This window comes from Promicromonospora sp. MEB111, assembly GCF_030209445.1.
Classification (GTDB): Bacteria; Actinomycetota; Actinomycetes; order Actinomycetales; family Cellulomonadaceae; genus Promicromonospora.
This window is the reverse complement of the sequence record NZ_JARVSD010000005.1, coordinates 31,810-49,614: the sequence shown is the minus strand read 5'-3', so window position 1 is coordinate 49,614 and position 17,805 is coordinate 31,810. Positions and strand designations below refer to the sequence as shown.

General features: G+C 71.9%; 15 protein-coding genes. 8 read left to right on the top strand and 7 right to left on the bottom strand.

Annotated elements, in window-relative coordinates:
* Positions 1–184 precede the first annotated feature (184 nt).
* Positions 185–4,195: a carboxypeptidase regulatory-like domain-containing protein gene (locus tag QRN56_RS05245; protein WP_285101717.1), complete on the bottom strand. Its 4,011-nt coding sequence runs from the start codon at positions 4,193–4,195 to the stop codon at positions 185–187.
* Positions 4,196–4,674: 479 nt separating this feature from the next.
* Here QRN56_RS05245 and QRN56_RS05240 point away from each other — a divergent pair, with 479 nt between their 5' ends.
* Entirely contained in the window at positions 4,675–5,478 is an 804-nt protein-coding gene (locus tag QRN56_RS05240) for a winged helix-turn-helix domain-containing protein (protein ID WP_285101716.1), read from the top strand.
* A gap of 6 nt (positions 5,479–5,484) precedes the next feature.
* On the opposite strand, the gene QRN56_RS05235 is transcribed toward QRN56_RS05240, so the two are convergent.
* Positions 5,485–6,828, bottom strand: a complete 1,344-nt coding sequence (locus tag QRN56_RS05235) for an MATE family efflux transporter (protein WP_285101715.1) — start codon at positions 6,826–6,828, stop codon at positions 5,485–5,487.
* 382 nt (positions 6,829–7,210) lie between these two features.
* On the opposite strand from QRN56_RS05235, the gene dnaB reads away from it, so the two are divergent.
* Positions 7,211–8,575, top strand: a complete 1,365-nt coding sequence (gene dnaB, locus QRN56_RS05230) for a replicative DNA helicase (RefSeq protein ID WP_285101714.1) — start codon at positions 7,211–7,213, stop codon at positions 8,573–8,575.
* A gap of 140 nt (positions 8,576–8,715) precedes the next feature.
* Here dnaB and QRN56_RS05225 read toward each other — a convergent pair whose 3' ends face one another.
* The gene (locus QRN56_RS05225) at positions 8,716–9,558 is read right to left on the bottom strand and encodes a helix-turn-helix domain-containing protein (RefSeq protein ID WP_285101712.1); all 843 of its coding nucleotides are present in this window, start codon (positions 9,556–9,558) and stop codon (positions 8,716–8,718) included.
* Between the two features lie 103 nt (positions 9,559–9,661).
* Here QRN56_RS05225 and QRN56_RS05220 point away from each other — a divergent pair, with 103 nt between their 5' ends.
* Complete coding sequence (locus QRN56_RS05220) at positions 9,662–10,096, top strand: ester cyclase (RefSeq protein ID WP_285101711.1); 435 nt, start codon at positions 9,662–9,664, stop codon at positions 10,094–10,096.
* A gap of 64 nt (positions 10,097–10,160) precedes the next feature.
* On the opposite strand, the gene QRN56_RS05215 is transcribed toward QRN56_RS05220, so the two are convergent.
* A complete protein-coding gene (locus tag QRN56_RS05215) occupies positions 10,161–10,832 on the bottom strand; it encodes a Type 1 glutamine amidotransferase-like domain-containing protein (protein ID WP_285101710.1) in 672 nt (223 codons plus the stop codon).
* Between the two features lie 150 nt (positions 10,833–10,982).
* Between QRN56_RS05215 and QRN56_RS05210 the strand changes: the two genes are divergently transcribed.
* Entirely contained in the window at positions 10,983–12,164 is a 1,182-nt protein-coding gene (locus QRN56_RS05210) for an AI-2E family transporter (RefSeq protein ID WP_285101709.1), read from the top strand.
* A gap of 41 nt (positions 12,165–12,205) precedes the next feature.
* Positions 12,206–13,510, top strand: coding sequence for a cytochrome P450 (locus QRN56_RS05205; RefSeq protein ID WP_285101708.1), 1,305 nt, complete (start codon positions 12,206–12,208; stop codon positions 13,508–13,510).
* Here QRN56_RS05205 and QRN56_RS05200 read toward each other — a convergent pair.
* Positions 13,485–14,408: an alpha/beta hydrolase gene (locus QRN56_RS05200; RefSeq protein ID WP_285101707.1), complete on the bottom strand. Its 924-nt coding sequence runs from the start codon at positions 14,406–14,408 to the stop codon at positions 13,485–13,487. The two genes, QRN56_RS05205 and QRN56_RS05200, sit on opposite strands and share 26 nt — an antisense overlap.
* A 104-nt stretch (positions 14,409–14,512) precedes the next feature.
* Between QRN56_RS05200 and QRN56_RS05195 the strand changes: the two genes are divergently transcribed.
* Together QRN56_RS05195 and QRN56_RS05190 are read left to right on the top strand one after the other, a co-directional pair.
* Positions 14,513–15,388: a helix-turn-helix domain-containing protein gene (locus tag QRN56_RS05195; RefSeq protein ID WP_285101706.1), complete on the top strand. Its 876-nt coding sequence runs from the start codon at positions 14,513–14,515 to the stop codon at positions 15,386–15,388.
* Complete coding sequence (locus QRN56_RS05190) at positions 15,385–15,747, top strand: DUF2255 family protein (protein ID WP_285101705.1); 363 nt, start codon at positions 15,385–15,387, stop codon at positions 15,745–15,747. Before QRN56_RS05195 ends, QRN56_RS05190 begins: the two co-directional genes overlap by 4 nt.
* 40 nt (positions 15,748–15,787) lie before the next feature.
* Here the strand turns inward: QRN56_RS05190 and QRN56_RS05185 are convergent, their stop codons facing one another.
* On the bottom strand, positions 15,788–16,306 hold the full coding sequence (locus QRN56_RS05185) for a GNAT family N-acetyltransferase (protein ID WP_285101704.1): 519 nt from the start codon (positions 16,304–16,306) through the stop codon (positions 15,788–15,790).
* A gap of 55 nt (positions 16,307–16,361) precedes the next feature.
* Between QRN56_RS05185 and QRN56_RS05180 the strand changes: the two genes are divergently transcribed.
* Entirely contained in the window at positions 16,362–16,952 is a 591-nt protein-coding gene (locus QRN56_RS05180) for a TetR/AcrR family transcriptional regulator (RefSeq protein WP_285101702.1), read from the top strand.
* Here QRN56_RS05180 and QRN56_RS05175 read toward each other — a convergent pair.
* Entirely contained in the window at positions 16,927–17,799 is an 873-nt protein-coding gene (locus tag QRN56_RS05175) for an alpha/beta fold hydrolase (protein ID WP_285101701.1), read from the bottom strand. The genes QRN56_RS05180 and QRN56_RS05175 overlap by 26 nt on opposite strands.
* Positions 17,800–17,805 lie beyond the last annotated feature (6 nt).

Sequence of the window (17,805 nt, the reverse complement as noted above, 5' to 3'; positions counted from 1 at the left end):
AGGTTGGAGGCCGAGGTACGAGGCATCCGGCCGAAGCGGAGCGCAGCGGAAGCGGTCAGCGGAAATCGAGCGCTGACGCGGAGCAGCTGACGCGCCGGACGCCTGCCCGGTCGTCCGCCCTGCCGAGACCCAGACCTCGGCAGGGCGGCCGCCGGACAGGCGACCTACTTCGTGGGACCGCCTGTTACAGCGCGGTCAGCCCGAAGTTGTAGACCGTCGTCTGGCCCGCGATGATCTGGGCCTTCTTGGTCGCCGGGACGAACCCGTCGGCCGAGACGGTCACCTGCAGCGGGGCGTTGGACTTCTGCATCCAGTACGAGTACGTACCCTCGGCGTCCGTCCGCAGCACGACGTCGTACGAGACGCCGTCGAGGGCCACGACCGCGTCCTCGATCGGCGCACCGCCGCCGCTCACCGTGCCCGTGATCTTGCCCCAGCCCGCGGGCGCCTTCACCGACATGGTCGCCGCCACGGGGGTGACGTCGTACGGCGTGTTGTTCCCGATGTTGATGGACGCCGTGTAGGTGCCCGGCTGGTCGACGGCGGCCGTGATGGTCGCCACCGCGGTCACGCTCTTGCCCGGCGCCAGGGTGAACGACGGCGGCTGGACGTCCAGCCACTCGACGCCACCACCGCTGCCGGCCACCTCACCGGTCACGTCGATGACCAGGTTGGAGTCCGGGAAGCCCAGGCTGTCGGCGGTCGTCGGCTCCGGGGTACCGCAGCCGTCCGAGGCGAGGTAGGTCGGGCTGGTCTCCGCGGCGGGGTTGCCGCCCACGTAGATGGCCGCGCCCGCGACCTCGACCACCAGGATGTCGTCCGGGGCGATGGTCGCCTCGGCGTCGATCGGCACCGTGTACCAGGAGCCGAAGTCGTCGGTCACGGTGACCTGGCCCGACCCGATCGGGGTCAGGTTGGCGTACGTGAACGCACCCGACAGCGTGTAGAGGGTGACCGTGGCCGTGGTCGACGGCGTGGCCACCTCCTGGATACCGAACGTGACACTGGTCGGCTGGAAGCCGGCCGTGATGCCGAAGTCGCCCGGGGTGTAAGTGCGCAGCAGCTTGGTGATGCCCGACGGGCAGGCCACCGAGCTCGCCGCGACGATCTCGTGCGAGGTCGAGTGCGAGAGGACGACCTCGTCCGCGGCCACGTCCGGGTAGGCCGCCGCGGCGACCTGACCGGTGGCGACGCCGGCGGAGGCGCTGCTGCGCAGACCGCTGATCTTGCCGCCGCCGGACGAGAACGGCAGCTTGGCCGCCGTCGCCTTGCCCTGGACGCCCTTCACCACGCCGCTCGTGGAGGCCGTGTCACCACCGAGGACGACGTACCCGCCGCCGCGCGCAGCCAGGTCCACCTCGGCCGGCGCGGAGCCGGTGTTGGTGATCTTGATGTTGCGCGACGCGGAGCCGCCGATCGCCAGGCTGGCGTCGATGGCGGTCTTCGAGACCGTCAGCTTGCCGGCCTTGAGCTGGGCGCTCACGGTGACGTCGGAACCCTCCTCGGTGACGGCCGCGGTCCTGGTGGCCGACTGGAAGTCGTCCGCCGCGATCTCGACCGAGTAGTCGCCCAGGCTCACCAGGGTGGAGTAGGTACCGTCCGCCGCGGTGGTCGCGGTGACCTCCGTGCCGTCCGCCGAGGTCAGGGTGACGTCGGCGCCCTCGATCGGCTCCTGGGTGTTGTAGTCCTCGACCACGCCCGCCACCGTGGCGACAGGCGGGGCGTCGAACGCGATCGACAGGCCCTCGGACAGCACCGCGGAGTTGTACGAGAACTGCGTGGCGACGGTACCGCTCGCGTTCTCCACACCGATCGTGGCCGAGTTGCCCTTCGCGCCGGCGGAGTCGGTCACGGCGCCGTACCCGAAGGTCACGTCACCGTTGGCCAGCAGCGTCACCGAGAAGTTCAGCCGGTCGGACTCGGCGTCGTACTTCCGGATGTTGCGCCACTCCAGCACGTAGGCGTCCACGCCGTCGACGGTGGTCGTCCCCGAGTACAGGCCGGCGGCCGAGTCGAGGTTGAGGTCGTCCCAGAACGGGTAGAGCGCCGCGTTGGGCACGCTCGTCGACGGGATCGTCGTGTTGGCGTACGTGTTGGTGGCGGCCAGGAAGTTGATGTGGCCGTTGGTCGTCACGAACGCCCGCGAGTACTCCTCGCCGTAGAACGGGAAGGAGAACGGCAGGTTCACGGACGTCGACGCGTCGTCGCCCGACAGGGTCACGCGGGTGTCGCCCTGGCGGTAGTCGGCGGTCGTGACCGAGCACGAGTAGCCGCCGGCGTCGACGTTCGGGACGATGTCGATGTCCACGTCCTCCGCGCCGTCGACCACGAGCTCGCCGTCGTACGGAGCGGCGCAACCGCCCAGCTGGACGGCCAGCGAGTAGGTGCCCTCGGGCACGTCGGCGAACTCGAACGTGCCGTCCGCACCGGTCGTGGCCGGCTCGAACGGTGATCCGCGGAGCGTGACCGGCGTGCCGGCGACCGGCTCACCGGACCCCTCGAGCTGGACCGTACCCGTGACGGTGTGCCGCGGGGCCGACTCCAGGGTGATGGCGACCGTCTCGGTCTCGTCCACGTCCACCGTCACGGCGGCGGGCGCCGAGGTGAGGTAGCCGAAGGCCGAGGCAGACACGCTGTAGTCGCCGGCGAGGACCGCTGCCGACCAGGCGCCGGTCTCGTCCGTGGAGACGGTCCGGTCCCGCTCGCCGTCGACGACGACCGACGCGTTGGCGATCGGCGTGCCGGAGGCGTCCGCGACGGTGCCCGAGAGGGTGCCGGTGCCGGCCGTCGGAGCGGCGTCCACGAGCGCGGCGACGTCGAGCTTGCCCTCGCCCCAGACGTTGTTGCGCTCCGGGGTACCGCCGCACGAGAGGTCCTCGGTGTCGATGGCGGTCTCGTCGAGGAGCGCGATGGTGCCCTCGATGTCGCCGACCAGCGACGGAGCGGCGCTCCACAGCAGCGCGATGGCGCCCGCGAGGTGCGGGGTGGCCATGGAGGTGCCGCTGAAGCTCGCGTAGCCACCGCCAGGGATGGAGGAGCGCACGTTCACGCCAGGGGCGGCGATGTTCGGCAGCAGGGTGCCCTCACGCCCCGGACCACGCGCCGAGAACGACGCGATGGCGCCGTTCACGTCGAACGCGCCGACCGAGTAGGTGTGCGTGAACTCACCGGGGAAGCGGCCCGACTCACACGCCGGACCCTCGTTGCCGCCGGCCCAGGCACCGAAGATGCCCGCGGCGTTCCAGGCCTGCGTCTCGGCGCTCATCCAGTCCTCGGGCAGGTTGACGCCCGGCGGGATGCCCCACGAGTTGCTGACCACGTGCGGCCGCTTCGACGGGTCCGCGTCGCTGCCGTCCGCACGGGTCGGAGCGAGGAACCACTGCGCGTTCGCGAGGTAGTCGTCCCACTCGCAGCCGGCGTTGTCGATGCAGTTCGACGCGATCCAGGTGGCGTCGGGCGCGACGCCGATCTGGTTGGCGCCCGTGCCGCCGACGATGGTGCCCATGGTGTGGGTGCCGTGCTCGCCGGAGTCGCAGGGTGCGCCGCCACCACAGGTGTCGGGGATGTCGAAGTAGTTGTAGTCGTTGTCGTACGTGCCGTCGGCGTTGTACCCGCGGTACTTGCTCTGCAGCGCCGGGTGCGTGGCGTCCACACCGGTGTCGAAGTTCGCCACCACGATGCCCGCGCCGGTGTAGCCCTGCTCCCACACCTCGGGTGCGTTGATCGCGTCGAGGCCCCACTCGACGGCGGCCGCAGACTTCTCGCCGGACGCCTTCTTCTCGACCGGCTGCTCGTTCTGCATGGTGATCTGCTCGTGGATCCCGGCGACCGTGCTGCTGGTCGCGAGGCTCTCGGCGAGCGCGAGCGAGCCGTCGTCGACGAAGATCGCGTTGTTGATCCAGTAGCTCTGGAAGTTCGCGCCGGCCGCCGTCAGCTCCTTGGCCACCGAGGCCTGGGACTTCTTGGCCGTGGCGTGCAGCGCGTCGTAGACGAACTGGCCGCGCTCGTCCCAGTCGGCGATGTCCTCGGCCGGTGCCAGGTCCGCCTTGTCCGTGAACTGGATCCAGAAGTCCGCGGTCTTCTTGTCCTCCAGCTGGGCAAGGACCTTGGCGCTGAGCTTCTCCTCGGGCTCGTCGGCGGCGGCAAGGGTGGTCGTCGGGACGGTCTGGGCGAGCGCTGCCGGAGCAACGGTCACCGCTGAGGTTGCCAGGAGCGCGAGCGCCGTTGTGACGGCGGTCGTCGCCCTCCCTGCAATTTTCCTGCGACGGTACATGGGGCCTCCATGCTCGGGCGCACCCGCTGCAGTTCCGCGGGAGCGCGCGACGGCGATCCACTTGCTGTGGACCGCGTCCTACCGTCGGCTGGACGCCTCCTGGGAACAAGGTCGGTTCACGGTCGAGCGAAGGTCAGTTTCCGGTCAAGACACGGACCGAGCCCGGCGGTCGCCCTTGTCAAGAGTCCAGAATCAATTTCACCCCAAGAGCCGCAAAGTTCACCCCATACGGGGTCAAGTGACGCAATACCGTCATCCGGGCGGGAATGCGCCATATCCCGCACGCAACGGGTAGGTAACGAAAAATTGACCCAAGCGGTACGACTCGGGGGCAAACTGGCGCGCGCCGGCCAGGTTTAACCCGGTCCGCGCCTGAACGGTCGACCATGGAGGGCGAGTCAATGACGCACGACCCCGCACCAGGAACCACCCCCGGCCTCGTCGTCTGCGTGGGCCTCCCCTCCGACCAGATCATCGAGATCGCCCGGCTCCTGCGCGGCCAGGCCACGGTGCTCGCCACGCCCGACGCCGACGGGGCGCGCGCCGTGCTCACCCCCCAGACCGCGCCGCGGCGCACCGGCGACGCGCCCTGGCGTGGCCTCGGCACGCAGCCCGAACGCTTCGACAACCCCGGCCCGGCGGACGAGCGGGCCTACGGCCGGCACCTCTCCGGGCACCCGACCGACCGGCTCCCGGACAACCTCACCGACCAGGCGGTACACCCCGCCCCGGAGTACCTGCCCGCGCAGTGGACGGCGTCCCCCGTGCTGCCCGTGGCGACGATCCCCGCGCCGGCCCGGTCGGCGACGGGCGCGCTGTCGGCCGTCACCGAGGCGATGCGTCCGGTCACGGGTCCGGTTCCTGCCGTCACGGGCGCCGTCCCGATGGTCGCGCCGCCCGTGCTCGAACCGCTCGTGGCCGGGCCGCTGCTCGTGGACCTCGCCGCCCGGGAGGTCACGGCGCTGGGCCGGCGCGTGTACCTGTCGGCGCGGGAGTTCGACCTGCTCGCGACGCTCGCCCTGGAGGCCGGGCGGGTGTGGTCGTTCGCCGAGCTCACGGCGCGGGTGTGGCAGCTGCCCTACCTCGGCGACTCCGACCCGGTGACGTCCGCGGTGAAGCGGCTGCGCAAGCGGCTCGCGCCCGTGCGCGACGTGGAGGTCGCGTCGGTGCGGGGCGTGGGCTACCGGCTCAAGGTGTGGGCCTGACCTGCCTCACGCCCCCGTCACCAGCCAGCGGTCGCCGCGGGCGCGCCAGCCGGTGGTCACGGCGCGCGCGGCCATGAACACACCGGCGAACGCGAGCCAGAGCCAGGCGAGCCCGCGTGCGCCGTCGGGCGCCCAGGCGGCGACCGCGAGCGCGAACGGGAGGTAGGCCACGAGCGTCGCCATGCCCGCCCAGGCGAGGTAGCGGCCGTCGCCGGCGCCGATGAGGACGCCGTCGAGCACGAAGACCCAGCCCGCCATCGGCATGAGCACACCGCAGACTGCGATGCCGAGCGCGATGGCGACGCGCACGTCGGGGTCGGGCGAGAAGAGGGGCGCGATCCACCAGCCGGCCGCCGCGAGGAGCAGGCCGATCACGGCCCCCGCGCCGACGCCCCACTGCAGGCACCGGCGCAGCACGCCCCGGACGTGGGCGACGTCGCCGGCCCCGAGCCCGTGCCCCACCAGGGCCTGTGCCGCGATGGCGAGCGCGTCGAGCGCGAATGCCGCGAGGCCCCACAGCGAGCTGACCACCTGGTGCCCGGCGAGCGCGACGTCGCCGAGACCCGTCGCGACGACCACGGTGAGCAGGATGGCGGCGCGCAGGCTGAGGGTGCGGACCACCAGGGGCGCGCCGGCCCGCGCGCCGGACAGGATGCCCGCGCGGTGCGGGCGCAGGCTCGCGCCGCGCCGCCGAGCGCCGCGCACCACGATCACGCCCAGCACGACGGCCATGAGCAGCTGGGTGATCGCGGTCCCGAGGCCCGACCCGGCGATCCCCATGCCCACGCCGTACACGAGCGCGATGTTCAGCACCGTGTTGAGCACGGCCCCCGCGGCGGCGACGACCAGGGGCGTGCGCGTGTCGCGCAGGCCGCGCAGCACACCGGTCGCGGCCTGGACCACGAGCATCCCGGCGAGCCCCGGCGCGGACCACCGCAGGTACGTCACGGCATGGTGCGCGACGTCGCCGTGAGCACCCAGCGCGGCCACCGTCAGCGGGGCGGCGAGCAGCAGGACGACGACGAGGACCGCGCCGATCCCGAGCGCCAGCCACATGCCGTCGATGCCGGACTGCAGGGCCTGGCGTTCCCGGCCCGCACCGGTCAGCCGGGCCACCGAGGCGGTGGTGGTGTACGCGAGGAAGACGCACAGCCCGACGAGCGTGAGCAGCACGTTGCTCGCGAGCGAGAGCCCCGCGAGCTGGGCCGTGCCGAGGTGGCCCACGACCGCGCTGTCCACGAGCACGAAGACGGGTTCGGCGATCAGGGCCCCGAGGGCGGGTACCGCGAGGGCGAGGATCTCCCGGTCGATGGACCGCGATGAACCGGGGGTGTGGCGAGGCTCGCCCAACTTTCTTTCCTCCACAGGCTGGGGGTTGCGTCAACGCAGGTCAGAGGGCATGTCGATGTTTTACACAGGGGTTATCCACAACTGGGGACAGGGTTGTCCACCCGCTGTGCACAGCCCTGGGCCACCTTTCCACATGGATGTGCACAGGCTTGTCCACAGGTCTCGTTGCGCTCGGGTGCGCGGGGGCCTAGCGTCAGCGGAGCTAGCTTGCTGGTCTGATGTCCGGGGACTGTCGTGCACGACACAAAGGCGTGTCGGTGCCGATGTCCCGAGAGTGTCGGTGGCGAGGAGTAGAACAGGTGTAGGACATCGACCGGACGCACGCGTAGCGTGTGCCCGGGCGTCACGGGATGTCACGAGATCAGGAAGGCTGGAGGCGCGGATGTCGATCGAGGAGCTCGAGTCGAGCTACTCCGGCGGGAGCCCCGGCCTCGACCGGACGCCGCCGCAGGACGTCCCCGCCGAGATGAGCGTGCTGGGCGGCATGCTGCTGTCCAAGGACGCGATCGCCGACGTGATCGAGCAGATCCGCGGCAACGACTTCTACCGCCCCGCGCACGAGGCGATCTACGACGCGATCATCGACCTCTACGGTCGCGGCGAGCCCGCCGACGCCATCACCGTGGTCGCCGAGCTGCAGCGTCGGGGTGAGCACGCCCGCGTGGGCGGCGCCCCGTACATCCACGACCTCATGGCGGGCGTGCCCACGGCCGCCAACGCCGGGTACTACGCCAAGATCGTGCGCGAGCGCGCCATCATGCGCCGCCTGGTGGAGGCCGGCACCCGCATCGTGCAGATGGGCTACGCCACCGACGGCGGCGAGGTGGACGACGTCGTCAACAACGCGCAGGCCGAGGTCTACGCCGTGACCGAGCGGCGCGCGTCCGAGGACTACCTGCCGCTCGCCGAGATCATCGGGCCGACCTTCGACGAGATCGACGCCGCGCAGGGCCGCGGCGAGGGGCTCACCGGTGTGCCGACGGGGTACTCCGACTTCGACCGGCTGACCAACGGCCTGCACGGCGGTCAGATGATCGTCGTCGCGGCCCGGCCGGCCGTGGGAAAGTCCGTTTTGGGAATTAACGTCGCTTCTCATGCGGCCATCCACCACGACATGGCCTCCGTCATCTTCTCCCTGGAGATGAGCCGCAACGAGATCGTCATGCGAATGCTCGCCGCCGAGGCCCGCGTGCCGCTGACCAAGATGCGCAGCGGCAACATGGACGACGGGGACTGGCAGAAGCTCGCCGCCACCATGGGCAAGGTCTCCGACGCGCCGCTGTTCATCGACGACTCGCCCAACATGTCGCTGATGGAGATCCGGGCCAAGTGCCGGCGCCTCAAGCAGAAGCACGACCTCAAGCTCGTGGTCATCGACTATCTCCAGCTCATGTCGTCCGGCAAGCGCGTCGAGTCGCGTCAGCAGGAGGTCTCCGAGTTCTCGCGGTCGCTCAAGCTGCTCGCGAAGGAGCTCGAGGTGCCCGTCATCGCCATCTCGCAGCTCAACCGTGGCGCCGAGCAGCGCAGCGACAAGAAGCCGCAGATGTCGGACCTCCGTGAGTCGGGCTCCATCGAGCAGGACGCCGACGTCGTGATCCTGCTGCACCGCGAGGACGCCTACGAGAAGGAGTCGCCGCGCGCCGGCGAGGCCGACCTGATCGTGGCCAAGCACCGTAACGGCCCCACCGACGTGATCACGGTCGCGTTCCAGGGCCACTACCAGCGCTTCGTGGACATGCAGGTGTGAGCCCTGGTGTCGACGAGGCGCTGGGCTGACCTGGGACGCCGGAGGTCACACCGGACAGATCCAGGGACCGTGGCCCGCGTCTCGCACCGAGCGGAAGATGTCGTTCCACTGCTCGTCGCTCACGACGAGACCCGTACCGGTCAGCCGAACCGCTGGACGCCGATCGTCGCGAGGAGCTCGATCTGCCCTGCGGCCTCGGTGCCGGGTCCGGCCGTGTAGACGAGCAGGCGCAGGTCGCTGTCCCGGACGGTGAGGATGTCGCAGTCGAGGGTGATCGGCCCGATGTCGGGGTGCAGGAAAGTCCTGCTCACCGGGGCGGGCTGCGGCGGCACCCGCCTCGCCCACAGCTCCGCGAAGTCGGGACTCACGTCCTGGAGCTCCGCGATGAGCCCACGCAGCAGGGTGTCCTGCGGGTAGCGCACCCACGCCTCGCGGAGGTCGGCGACAACCTCCAGGCGTAGGAGCCGTTCCTCCTCGTCGGTGCGCACGTACCGGGTCGGCGTGTTCATGAACGTGGTCCACGCGAGGTTCTGCTCCCGCTGCGGCAGCGCCGTCGTGTCACCGGTCAGCGCGTAGCCCATGGCGTTGGAGAGCACACACTGCCACGACGCGTCGACGACCGTGACGGGCGTGTCGGTCAGACGGTCCAGGATGCGCTGGACGCTGGGTGTGATGTGGCGCTTGATCTGGCCCGGCAGCGGCTCGGCCTGGTCCGCCAGCCGGAACAGGTGCCTCCGCTCCTGGTCGGACAGCCGGAGCACCCGGGCCAGCGACATCAGCACCGAGCTCGACGGCTGCCCGGCCCGACCCTGCTCCAGGCGGGCGAGGTACTCGACCGAGAGACCCGCGAGCTCCGCGACCTCCTGACGGCGCAGGCCCGGAACGCGCCGCCGCGGGCCCGCGGACAGTCCCGCGTCGGCGGGCGACACCCTGTCGCGCCACACGCGCAGGCTGCCGGCGAGCTCTCGGGAGTTCACGACCACGTCCCAGTCGTATCACGGGCCCGCGAGGCGGAGGGTGGCCCTGCCAGTACGCCCCTCGCCCGGTCCCTTATGCCGCGGCGGACGCGCAGCAAGACTTGTCGGCATGAGCACTGACACGACAGGAACGGCGCCGCAGACCGCAGGGATGACCCCCGACGAGCTCCGCGACTTCTACCGCCGCTACATCGAGCTGGCGAACAACCGCGACTTCGACCGCATGGACGAGTTCGCGCACGACGAGGTCATCATGAACGGCACACCGGTCTCCCGGGACGACATGGTGGCCGAGTTCCGCCGGCACACCGATGCCGTCCCCGACCTGTCCTGGGAGCTCCAGGAGCTCCTGGTCGACGGCACCCATGTGGCGGCCCGCCTCGTCGACACCGGGACCCCGGTGGCGGAGTGGAACGGTCTCGCACCGACCGGAGCGACCGTGACCTTCGCCGAGACCGCGTTCTACGAGGTCGTCGACGGCCGGTTCAAGCACATGTGGTACCTCATGGACGGCGTCGCGCTGCAGGCCCAGCTCGCCGAGTAGGCCGAGGTCAGGGGCTGGGCGAGGCGGGGACGGACCGGGCCCGAGCCGGGCCGTCCCCGCCGGCTCAGCCGTTGAGGTACCTCCACTGCCCCTCCGAAGCGACCTCGACCGCGCCGTCGACCACCGCGATGGCGGTGTCGTCGTCGATCGCGTAAGCCGGACCGCCGAGCCCGGCCGCCCACTTCTCCGCGGCCGCCATCGTGTTCTCCGGCAGCATCGGGTGGTCGACGTGCGGGAAGATCGAGAAGTCGACGACCCCGAGCGTGGTGTCGTCGCCCGACGGGGGCGTCCACTCGACGAAGTCCTGACCGATGCGCGGTGTCAGCACCATGCTGCCCGCGCTCATCCCCACGTACACCGTCTCGGTCAACGACGGCAGGAGCCCGGCGAAGCCGGACTCTCGCATCCAGTGGCTCAGGTACAGGGCGTCGCCGCCCGACACGAGCAGGACGTCGGCGTCCCGGACCAGCGGCACCCAGTGCTGCTCGTCGATCGAGGGCAGCGCGGTGAGCTCCAGGACGCCCACGGACTTCCAGCCCAGCTCGGTCATGGGCTCGTCCGACCGGCCGGCGATGAACCTCCACGCCCCGGTTCCTGGTCCCACCTGGGGGTGCCCGTACATCGCCGTCGGGATGCAGAGGGCGCGGCACTCGGCGACCGGCCGGCCGAGAAGACCGAGCAGCGCGTCGCGGATGGTCGAGTTCCTGATGCCTGCCGAGGTGAGCAGCAGTCGCATGACAGCTCCTGGGTGGACGAGGGTCGGACGAGAACGAGACCATCCGTAGACCTGGTTCGACCAGGAGATTCATCGGTCACGTCTCGCGACCTGGGCGCGACCGCACTAGCGTCGGCACGGTCGGTACCAGCCGCACAAGGAGGACAGGCGATGGGTCTCTTCGGCCGACGTACACCGCCCCCCGCCCGCCCAGTCACCCTGGAGCAGTCTGCCGAGCCCGCCCGGAGCCCGGCGTCCCGGCTGTGGTCCGACGGGTTCGGCCGCGTCGGCACCCGGTCGCTGCAGATCCTCGCGGTCGTCGCGGTCGTCGTCGTCTTCGGGTACGTGGGCACCCGCCTGACCCTCGTCGTCATCCCCGTGCTCATCGCGCTCGTGCTGGCGGCAGCCATCTCCCCGCTGGTGTCGTTCCTGCGCCGCCGCGGGTGGCCCTCGCTGCTGGCGACGTGGGTCGCGCTCCTGGCCCTGGTCGCGCTGCTGTCCGCGATCGTGTGGCTCGTGGTGCGGGCCGTCGTGGACCAGTGGGACGAGCTGGTCCGGCAGGCGCTCGACGGCTTCGACTCCCTCGAGGCCTACGTCCAGGACCTGCCCTTCGACATCACCGACGAGCAGATCGCGTCGGTGCGGGAGTCCGCGTTGAACCTGCTGCAGTCCGACGCCGTGGGTTCCGGCGCCATCGCGGGCGTCTCCCAGACCGCCGACTTCATCGCGGGCTTCTTCATCATGATCGTCGTCCTGTTCTTCTTCCTGAAGGACGGGCCGGCGATGTGGGAGTTCCTGCTGCGACCCTTCGAGGGCCATCGCTACGAACGCGGGCAGCGCGTGGGCAGCGCAACCGTCAGCACGCTCGGCGGCTACGTGCGCGGCACGGCGATCGTGGCGCTGGTCGACGCGATCGGCATCGGGATCGGCCTCGCGATCGTGGGCGTGCCGCTCGTCGTCCCGCTGTCCGTGCTCGTCTTCCTGCTCGCGTTCATCCCCCTGGTCGGCGCCACGGTGGCCGGCATCCTCGCGGCCCTGGTCACGCTCGTCGCCGTCGGGCCGGTCGAGGCACTCGTCGTGGTCGCGATCGTCATCGCCGTGAACCAGCTCGAGGGCGACTTCCTCCAGCCGATCGTGATGGGCCGGACCCTGCGCCTGCACCCGCTCGTCATCCTGTTCGCCCTGACCGCGGGCACGGTGCTCGCCGGCATCACCGGCGCCGTCCTCGCCGTGCCGGTCGCAGCGTCGATCTGGCGTGCCATCCAGGTGTGGGACGGGCCCGACCTGCCGGCCCGCTTCGCCCGGCAGAAGCGGCCCGAGACGGTGACCAGTGTTCGAGATGAGAAATCCTGAGGCCTTCCGGCGCGCCCGACGATCGTGGTCAGATGTCGCCCATGATCCCGCAGACGACCCGGAGCACGGCCTCGCTGGAGAGCCACACCGGGCTCACCTCCCTGACCGAGATCACCAGCAGCCCGGACCCCCAGGAGCACTACGCCCGGTTGCGTGCGCAGTGGGGCCCGGTGGCGCCGATCGAGATCGAGCGCAAGGACGACGTCGTGATCCCGGCGTGGCTGGTCCTGGGGCACTCCGAGAACTGTCACGTGATGCGCTCCGAGTTCGACTTCAGCAGGAACGCGGCCAACTGGCGGTGGAACGCCGAGAACCTGCTGCCCGCCGGCACGGCGATCGGCACCTACACCCCGGCGGAGCCGCGCCCGACGGCTTTCTACCACGACGGCGACGAGCGGAAGCGGCTGCGCGAGCCGCTGGACGACGCCCTGGCCGCCCTCGACGAGCGGGTGGTCCGCGAGCGGACCACGGACATGTGCGAGCGCGTCATCGACCGGATGGGCCCGTCCGGGAGCGGTGACCTGGTCAAGGCCTACTGCCGGCCCATCGGGTTCCTCGCGATGACCACCACGCTCGGGTTCGACCTGGAGACCGGGGCCATGCTCATGGCCGACGCCGCGGCCCTGGTGAGCGGCGACGGCGACCAGGTCGCCCAGGCCCAGGCGAACACCGCGGCGATCGTCCTGGAGCACATCCGCCAGCGGCGGGAGGACGGCGGGCAGGACCTGGTCTCGTACCTCGCGGTCCACAAGAACTTCGCGCACGACGGCGAGATCGCCAGCAGCGCGATCGTGCCCGTCAGCGCGGCGGCCATCTTCCTCACCGCGTGGATCACGCAGACGCTGCACCAGATCCTGGCGGACCGGAGCCTCGCCGCCCGGGTCGCCGGCGGCCGCCTCACGCTCGACGGCACGCTCGACGAGGTCCTGTGGCGCAGGTCCCCCATCGCCCAGTCGCCCGCGCCGCGGTTCGCCCTCACGGACATGGAGCTCGGCGGGCACCGGATCCGCAAGGGCGACGCCCTGGTCCTGGCGATCGCCGCGGCGAACCGGGATCCGGCCGTGCACACCGGCGACGTGTGGGACGAGGTCGACAACCGCTCCCACCTGTCCTGGGGCACCGGGCCGCACGCCTGCCCGGCACCCCGGCTGGCCCGGCTGATCGCCCGCACCGCCGTCGACCAGCTCCTGCGGCACATGGACGTGCAGCTGACCGGGTCACCCGGTGACCTGCCCTGGGCGTCCTCGGCGTGGGTGCGGCACGCCGAGCGGCTCCCCGTGACCTGGCGGGCCGCCGACCACGGCGTGGGAGACGCTGCGGCTACGCCGCAGCGAGCCCCTGGGTGAAGAACCCGGTCAGCTTCTCGACGACCGGTCCGACGAACCCGGGCCTGTCGTAGAGGTCGACGTGGCTGGCGCCCTCGATCCAGTGGAGCTCCTTGGGCTCGTGCGCCTCGGCGAAGGCGAGGGTGCCCATGTGCTTGGTCACCGCCTCCGTCCCCTGGACGACGAGCAGCGGTCGCGGCGCGATCAGGCCGACGAACCGGAACTGGTCGGAGGTCGCGATGCGGTCGACGCTCGACCAGGTGAACTCCGTGGCGGAACGCGGGTGCGCGCCTCGCTCCGTGCGGTAGTACTCGAAGCCCTCGAAGCCGTGCCGGCCGCCGAGCGCCCGGGCCTCCTCCGCGGTTCCCGGGAAGACCGGGAACATGCCCGTGCCCTCGCCGCGCGCCTCGGCGGTACGGGCGACCGCGGCGGCGTCGAGCATCCCCTGGACGACGGTCGAGGGCTGGGACCCGTCGGCACCCTCGCGGAACTGGCGCCCGACGTCGACGCCGCTCACGGTGGCCAGTGCTCGCACCCGGTGGTCGCCCGCCGTCGCCGCGATGCCGTAGCCGCCCGAGGCGCAGATGCCGAGCATCCCGATCCGCCCGGCGTCCACCTCGGGGCGGGTGGCGAGGTACGAGACCGCCGCCTTGAGGTCCTCGACGCGGTGGGCGGGATCCTCGAGCCCGCGCGGCAGCCCACCGCTCTCGCCCTGGTAGGCGGCATCGAAGGCGAGGGTGACGAAGCCCTGCTCGGCCAGACGCGCCGCGTACGTCCCGGCGGTCTGCTCCTTGACGCCGGTCCCGGGGTGTCCGACCACAACCGCGGGGACCGGGGCGGCGGCGTCGGACGACGGAAGGTAGAGGTGGCCGGCGAGGGAGATGCCGGCGCTGTCGAAGATGACGTCTGTTCGGTTCATGCGACCAGGTTGTGCCGCTCGCTCGCTCCGCAACAGCGTCGGGTTCCTCCCGGGGAAGGATCCTGCCCTCCCACGCCGTCCCGCACGCTCGCAGAATGGTCCGTATGACCCCACCCGTCGATCCGGAAGAGCTCGGTGCGTTCCTCAAGGCCCGCCGGGCCGAGCTCGATCCCCACGCCGCCGGCCTCCCCGAGACCCTGTCCCGGCGCAAGGTGCCCGGGCTGCGCCGTGAGGAGGTGGCCCAGCTCGCGGCGATCAGCGTGGACTACTACACCCGCCTCGAACAGGGTCGCGTCGCCGCGTCCGCCTCGGTGCTCGCCACGCTCTCGTCGGCCCTCCGCCTCGACGAGGACCAGCAGCGCTACCTCTACGAGGTCGCCGGCAAGGCCGATGCCCGGCCCCGTCGCCGCCGTGCCCGGCAGGCCCTGCGCCCGGCGATGCGGCGGCTGCTCGACCAGCTCACCGACACGCCGGCGATCGTGCTCGGCAAGCGCATGGACGTCCTCGCCTGGAACGCCGCGGCGGTCGCCCTCTTCGTCGACTTCGGCGAGATCCCCGCGCCGCGGCGCAACTACGTCCGCCTGCTCTTCACCGACCCGACCGTTCGCGCGCTCAACGTCCGGTGGGAGCACGACGCGCGGGACGCCGTCGCCGCGCTGCGCATGGAAGCCGCCGCCGACCCCGACGACCCCGAGCTCGCCCGGCTCGTCGGCGAGCTCGCCGTGGCCGACCCCGACTTCCGCCGCTGGTGGGCCGAGCACCGCGTGAACAGTGCCACGTACGGCACCAAGCAGTACCGGCACCGCGTGGTCGGCGACCTGACGCTCGACTGCGACACCTGGTCCAGCCCGGACGGCAGCGGGCAGCGGCTGATGGTGCTCACCGCCGAGGCGGGGTCGCCGTCCGACGAGGCGCTGCGCATCCTGGCCTCGTGGACAGCGTCCGCGGAGGCAACGAGCGCGGCCACGGAGTCGGCGTGACGGCGCCCTGGACCGCAGCCACGCAGGCGGTGCTCCGCGACGCGTTCTCCCTGCACCTCTCGGCCGGCCCCGCCGGCCCGGACGCCCTTGAGGTCGAGGTCGGCATGGTGCTCGTCGACGGCGAGCTCTACGTCCGGTCGCAGCGGGGCACGACGTCGCAGTGGTATCGCGCCGCGATCCGCCACGGCGAGGGACGCGTGCGCGTGGCCGGCGAGACCGTCGCGGTCCGCTTCGAGCCCGCGGCGCCAGAGGCCGCGCCAGCGGTGGACGCGGCGTACCGGAGCAGGTACGGGGCGCCCGCCTCCTTCGCCGTCGGCCGGACAGCCCGCGCCGCGACCCTGCGCATCTCTCCGGCGTGACGACTCCGGTCGGGCCACACCCCCGCCGGAGACCGGCGCCTCACCCCGCCCGCGCCAGGTCCAGCACCCAGTTCTGGCCCAGCAGGTCGTGGCCGAAGCTGTGGTGCGGTTCCTCGTCGGCGAGCGTGAAGCCCACGGCCTCATAGATGTGCCGCGCCGAGGCGAGCACGTCGTTGGTCCACAGGGTCACGCGCTCGTAGCCGGCAGCCCGCGCGAACGCGAGGCACTCCTCGACCAGGCTCCGGCCCAGTCCCAGCCCGCGGGCCTCGGGCGCGACCAGCAGGATCCGAAGCTTGGCGGTACCCGGCTCGTCGCCCGTCACCAGGAAGACGCAGCCGGCGCGCTCGCCGTCCACCTCGGCGATCCACCCCGCCTCGGTGCGGGGGTCGTGGTCCGCGGCATAGTCGGCGACGATCCGGGCGACGAGGGCCTCGAAGGCCGTGTCCCAGCCGAACTGGCGGTGGTAGGTCTCGCCGTGCGCCATCACCACCCAGCCCAGGTCGCCGGGCTGGTCGGCGCGACGCACGTGCACCTCGGGCCGCCGGTCTTGCTGCTGCATGCTGTCCTCCCGCTGGCTACTGACACGACTGTTTCAGTGGCACTAGGCTAACCGCATGCCCGACGCCGAACCAGGCCCGTCCGCACGCCAGGTCGAGCTGCTGGAGGCTGCGTACGCGTACGCGCTGGCCAACGGCCTGGCCGACCTGTCCCTGCGCCCCCTGGCCACGGCCATCGGGTCGAGCCCGCGCGTGCTGATGTTCCTGTGGGGCAGCAAGGACGGCCTGATCAAGGCGCTCCTGCGCCGGGCGCGCGAGGACGAGCTCGGGTTCCTGGCCCGCCTGGACCGGGCCGACGGCAGGGCGCCCGCGGACCTGGCCGGAGCGGTCGAGCTGGTCTGGTCCTGGCTGGCCGCCGCCGAGCGCCGGCCGCTGCTGCGCCTGTGGGCCGAGGCCTATGCCCGCTCGCTCGTGGAACCCGACGGGCCGTGGGCCGGGTTCGCACGCACCACGGTGGACGACTGGCTCGGGGTCCTGGCCGCTCGCCAGCCCGCGCCCGAGCGGGACGCCCCTGACGGAGCGGCGCGCCGCACGCTCGCCCTCGCCGTGCTCCGGGGCGCCCTGCTCGACCTGCTCGCCACCGACGACGAGCCCCGGGTCACCGGGGCCGTCGCACTCCAGCTCAGCCTGCTGCGGGCGTCTCGCTGAGCCCGGCCGCCAAGCCGGCCAGCACCTCGGCCGCCGCGCGCGGCCGGACCAGCCACGACAGGTGGCTGGACGCGAGGGTGTGCACGTCGTACGGGTTGCCGGGCGTGAGCGCGTCGCCCTCCCGGATCATCCGGTCCTGCATCGCGGGCGGGATGCTCGTGTCCGCGTCCAGCCGCACGTACGAGCGGGGGATCGTGCCCCAGGTCTCCGCCTGGGCGCGGTCCTCCGACGTGCCCACGTCGAGGTTCTCGTCCGGCTGGAACGTGGTGAGGAACGTACGGAGCTCGTCGTCAGTACCGTCGGCGAGGAACGCCTCCTTCAGGCCGGCCAGCACCGCCGGGTCGGCCGTGCGGAAGTTCGCACGCAGCAGGCCCAGCGCGGCCGGGTCGCCGGCGACGACGGCCGCGAGCGCCCCCGCGTCGACGTCGGCCATCTCGGGCTGGGCGTAGTAGGCGCCCACCTCCAGGTCGACGGGTGCCCAGGCGGAGACGTAGACGATGCGGTCGACCAGGTCGGGGCGGGCGTTGGCGACGGCGGTCACGGTGATGCCGCCCCTGCTGTGGCCGACCAGGATCACCGGGCCGTTCTTCCTGGCACGTTCGAGGACCTCGATGACGCGTGCCGCGTTGTCGGCGAGGGTCACGCCCTTGATGGCGCCGGGCGTGGTGGCGAGGCCGGCCAGGTCCTGCGGCGCCTGGTACGCGGCCGGGTAGGTGGCCTCGAACCCGTGGCCGGGCAGGTCGACCGCCGCGGAGCGGTGCCCGTGCAGGGCGAGCTCGGCCTGCAGCGGCGCGAACGAGAACGAGTTGGCGAAGGCGCCGTGGACCAGCACGAACGTGGGTGACATGGCGCC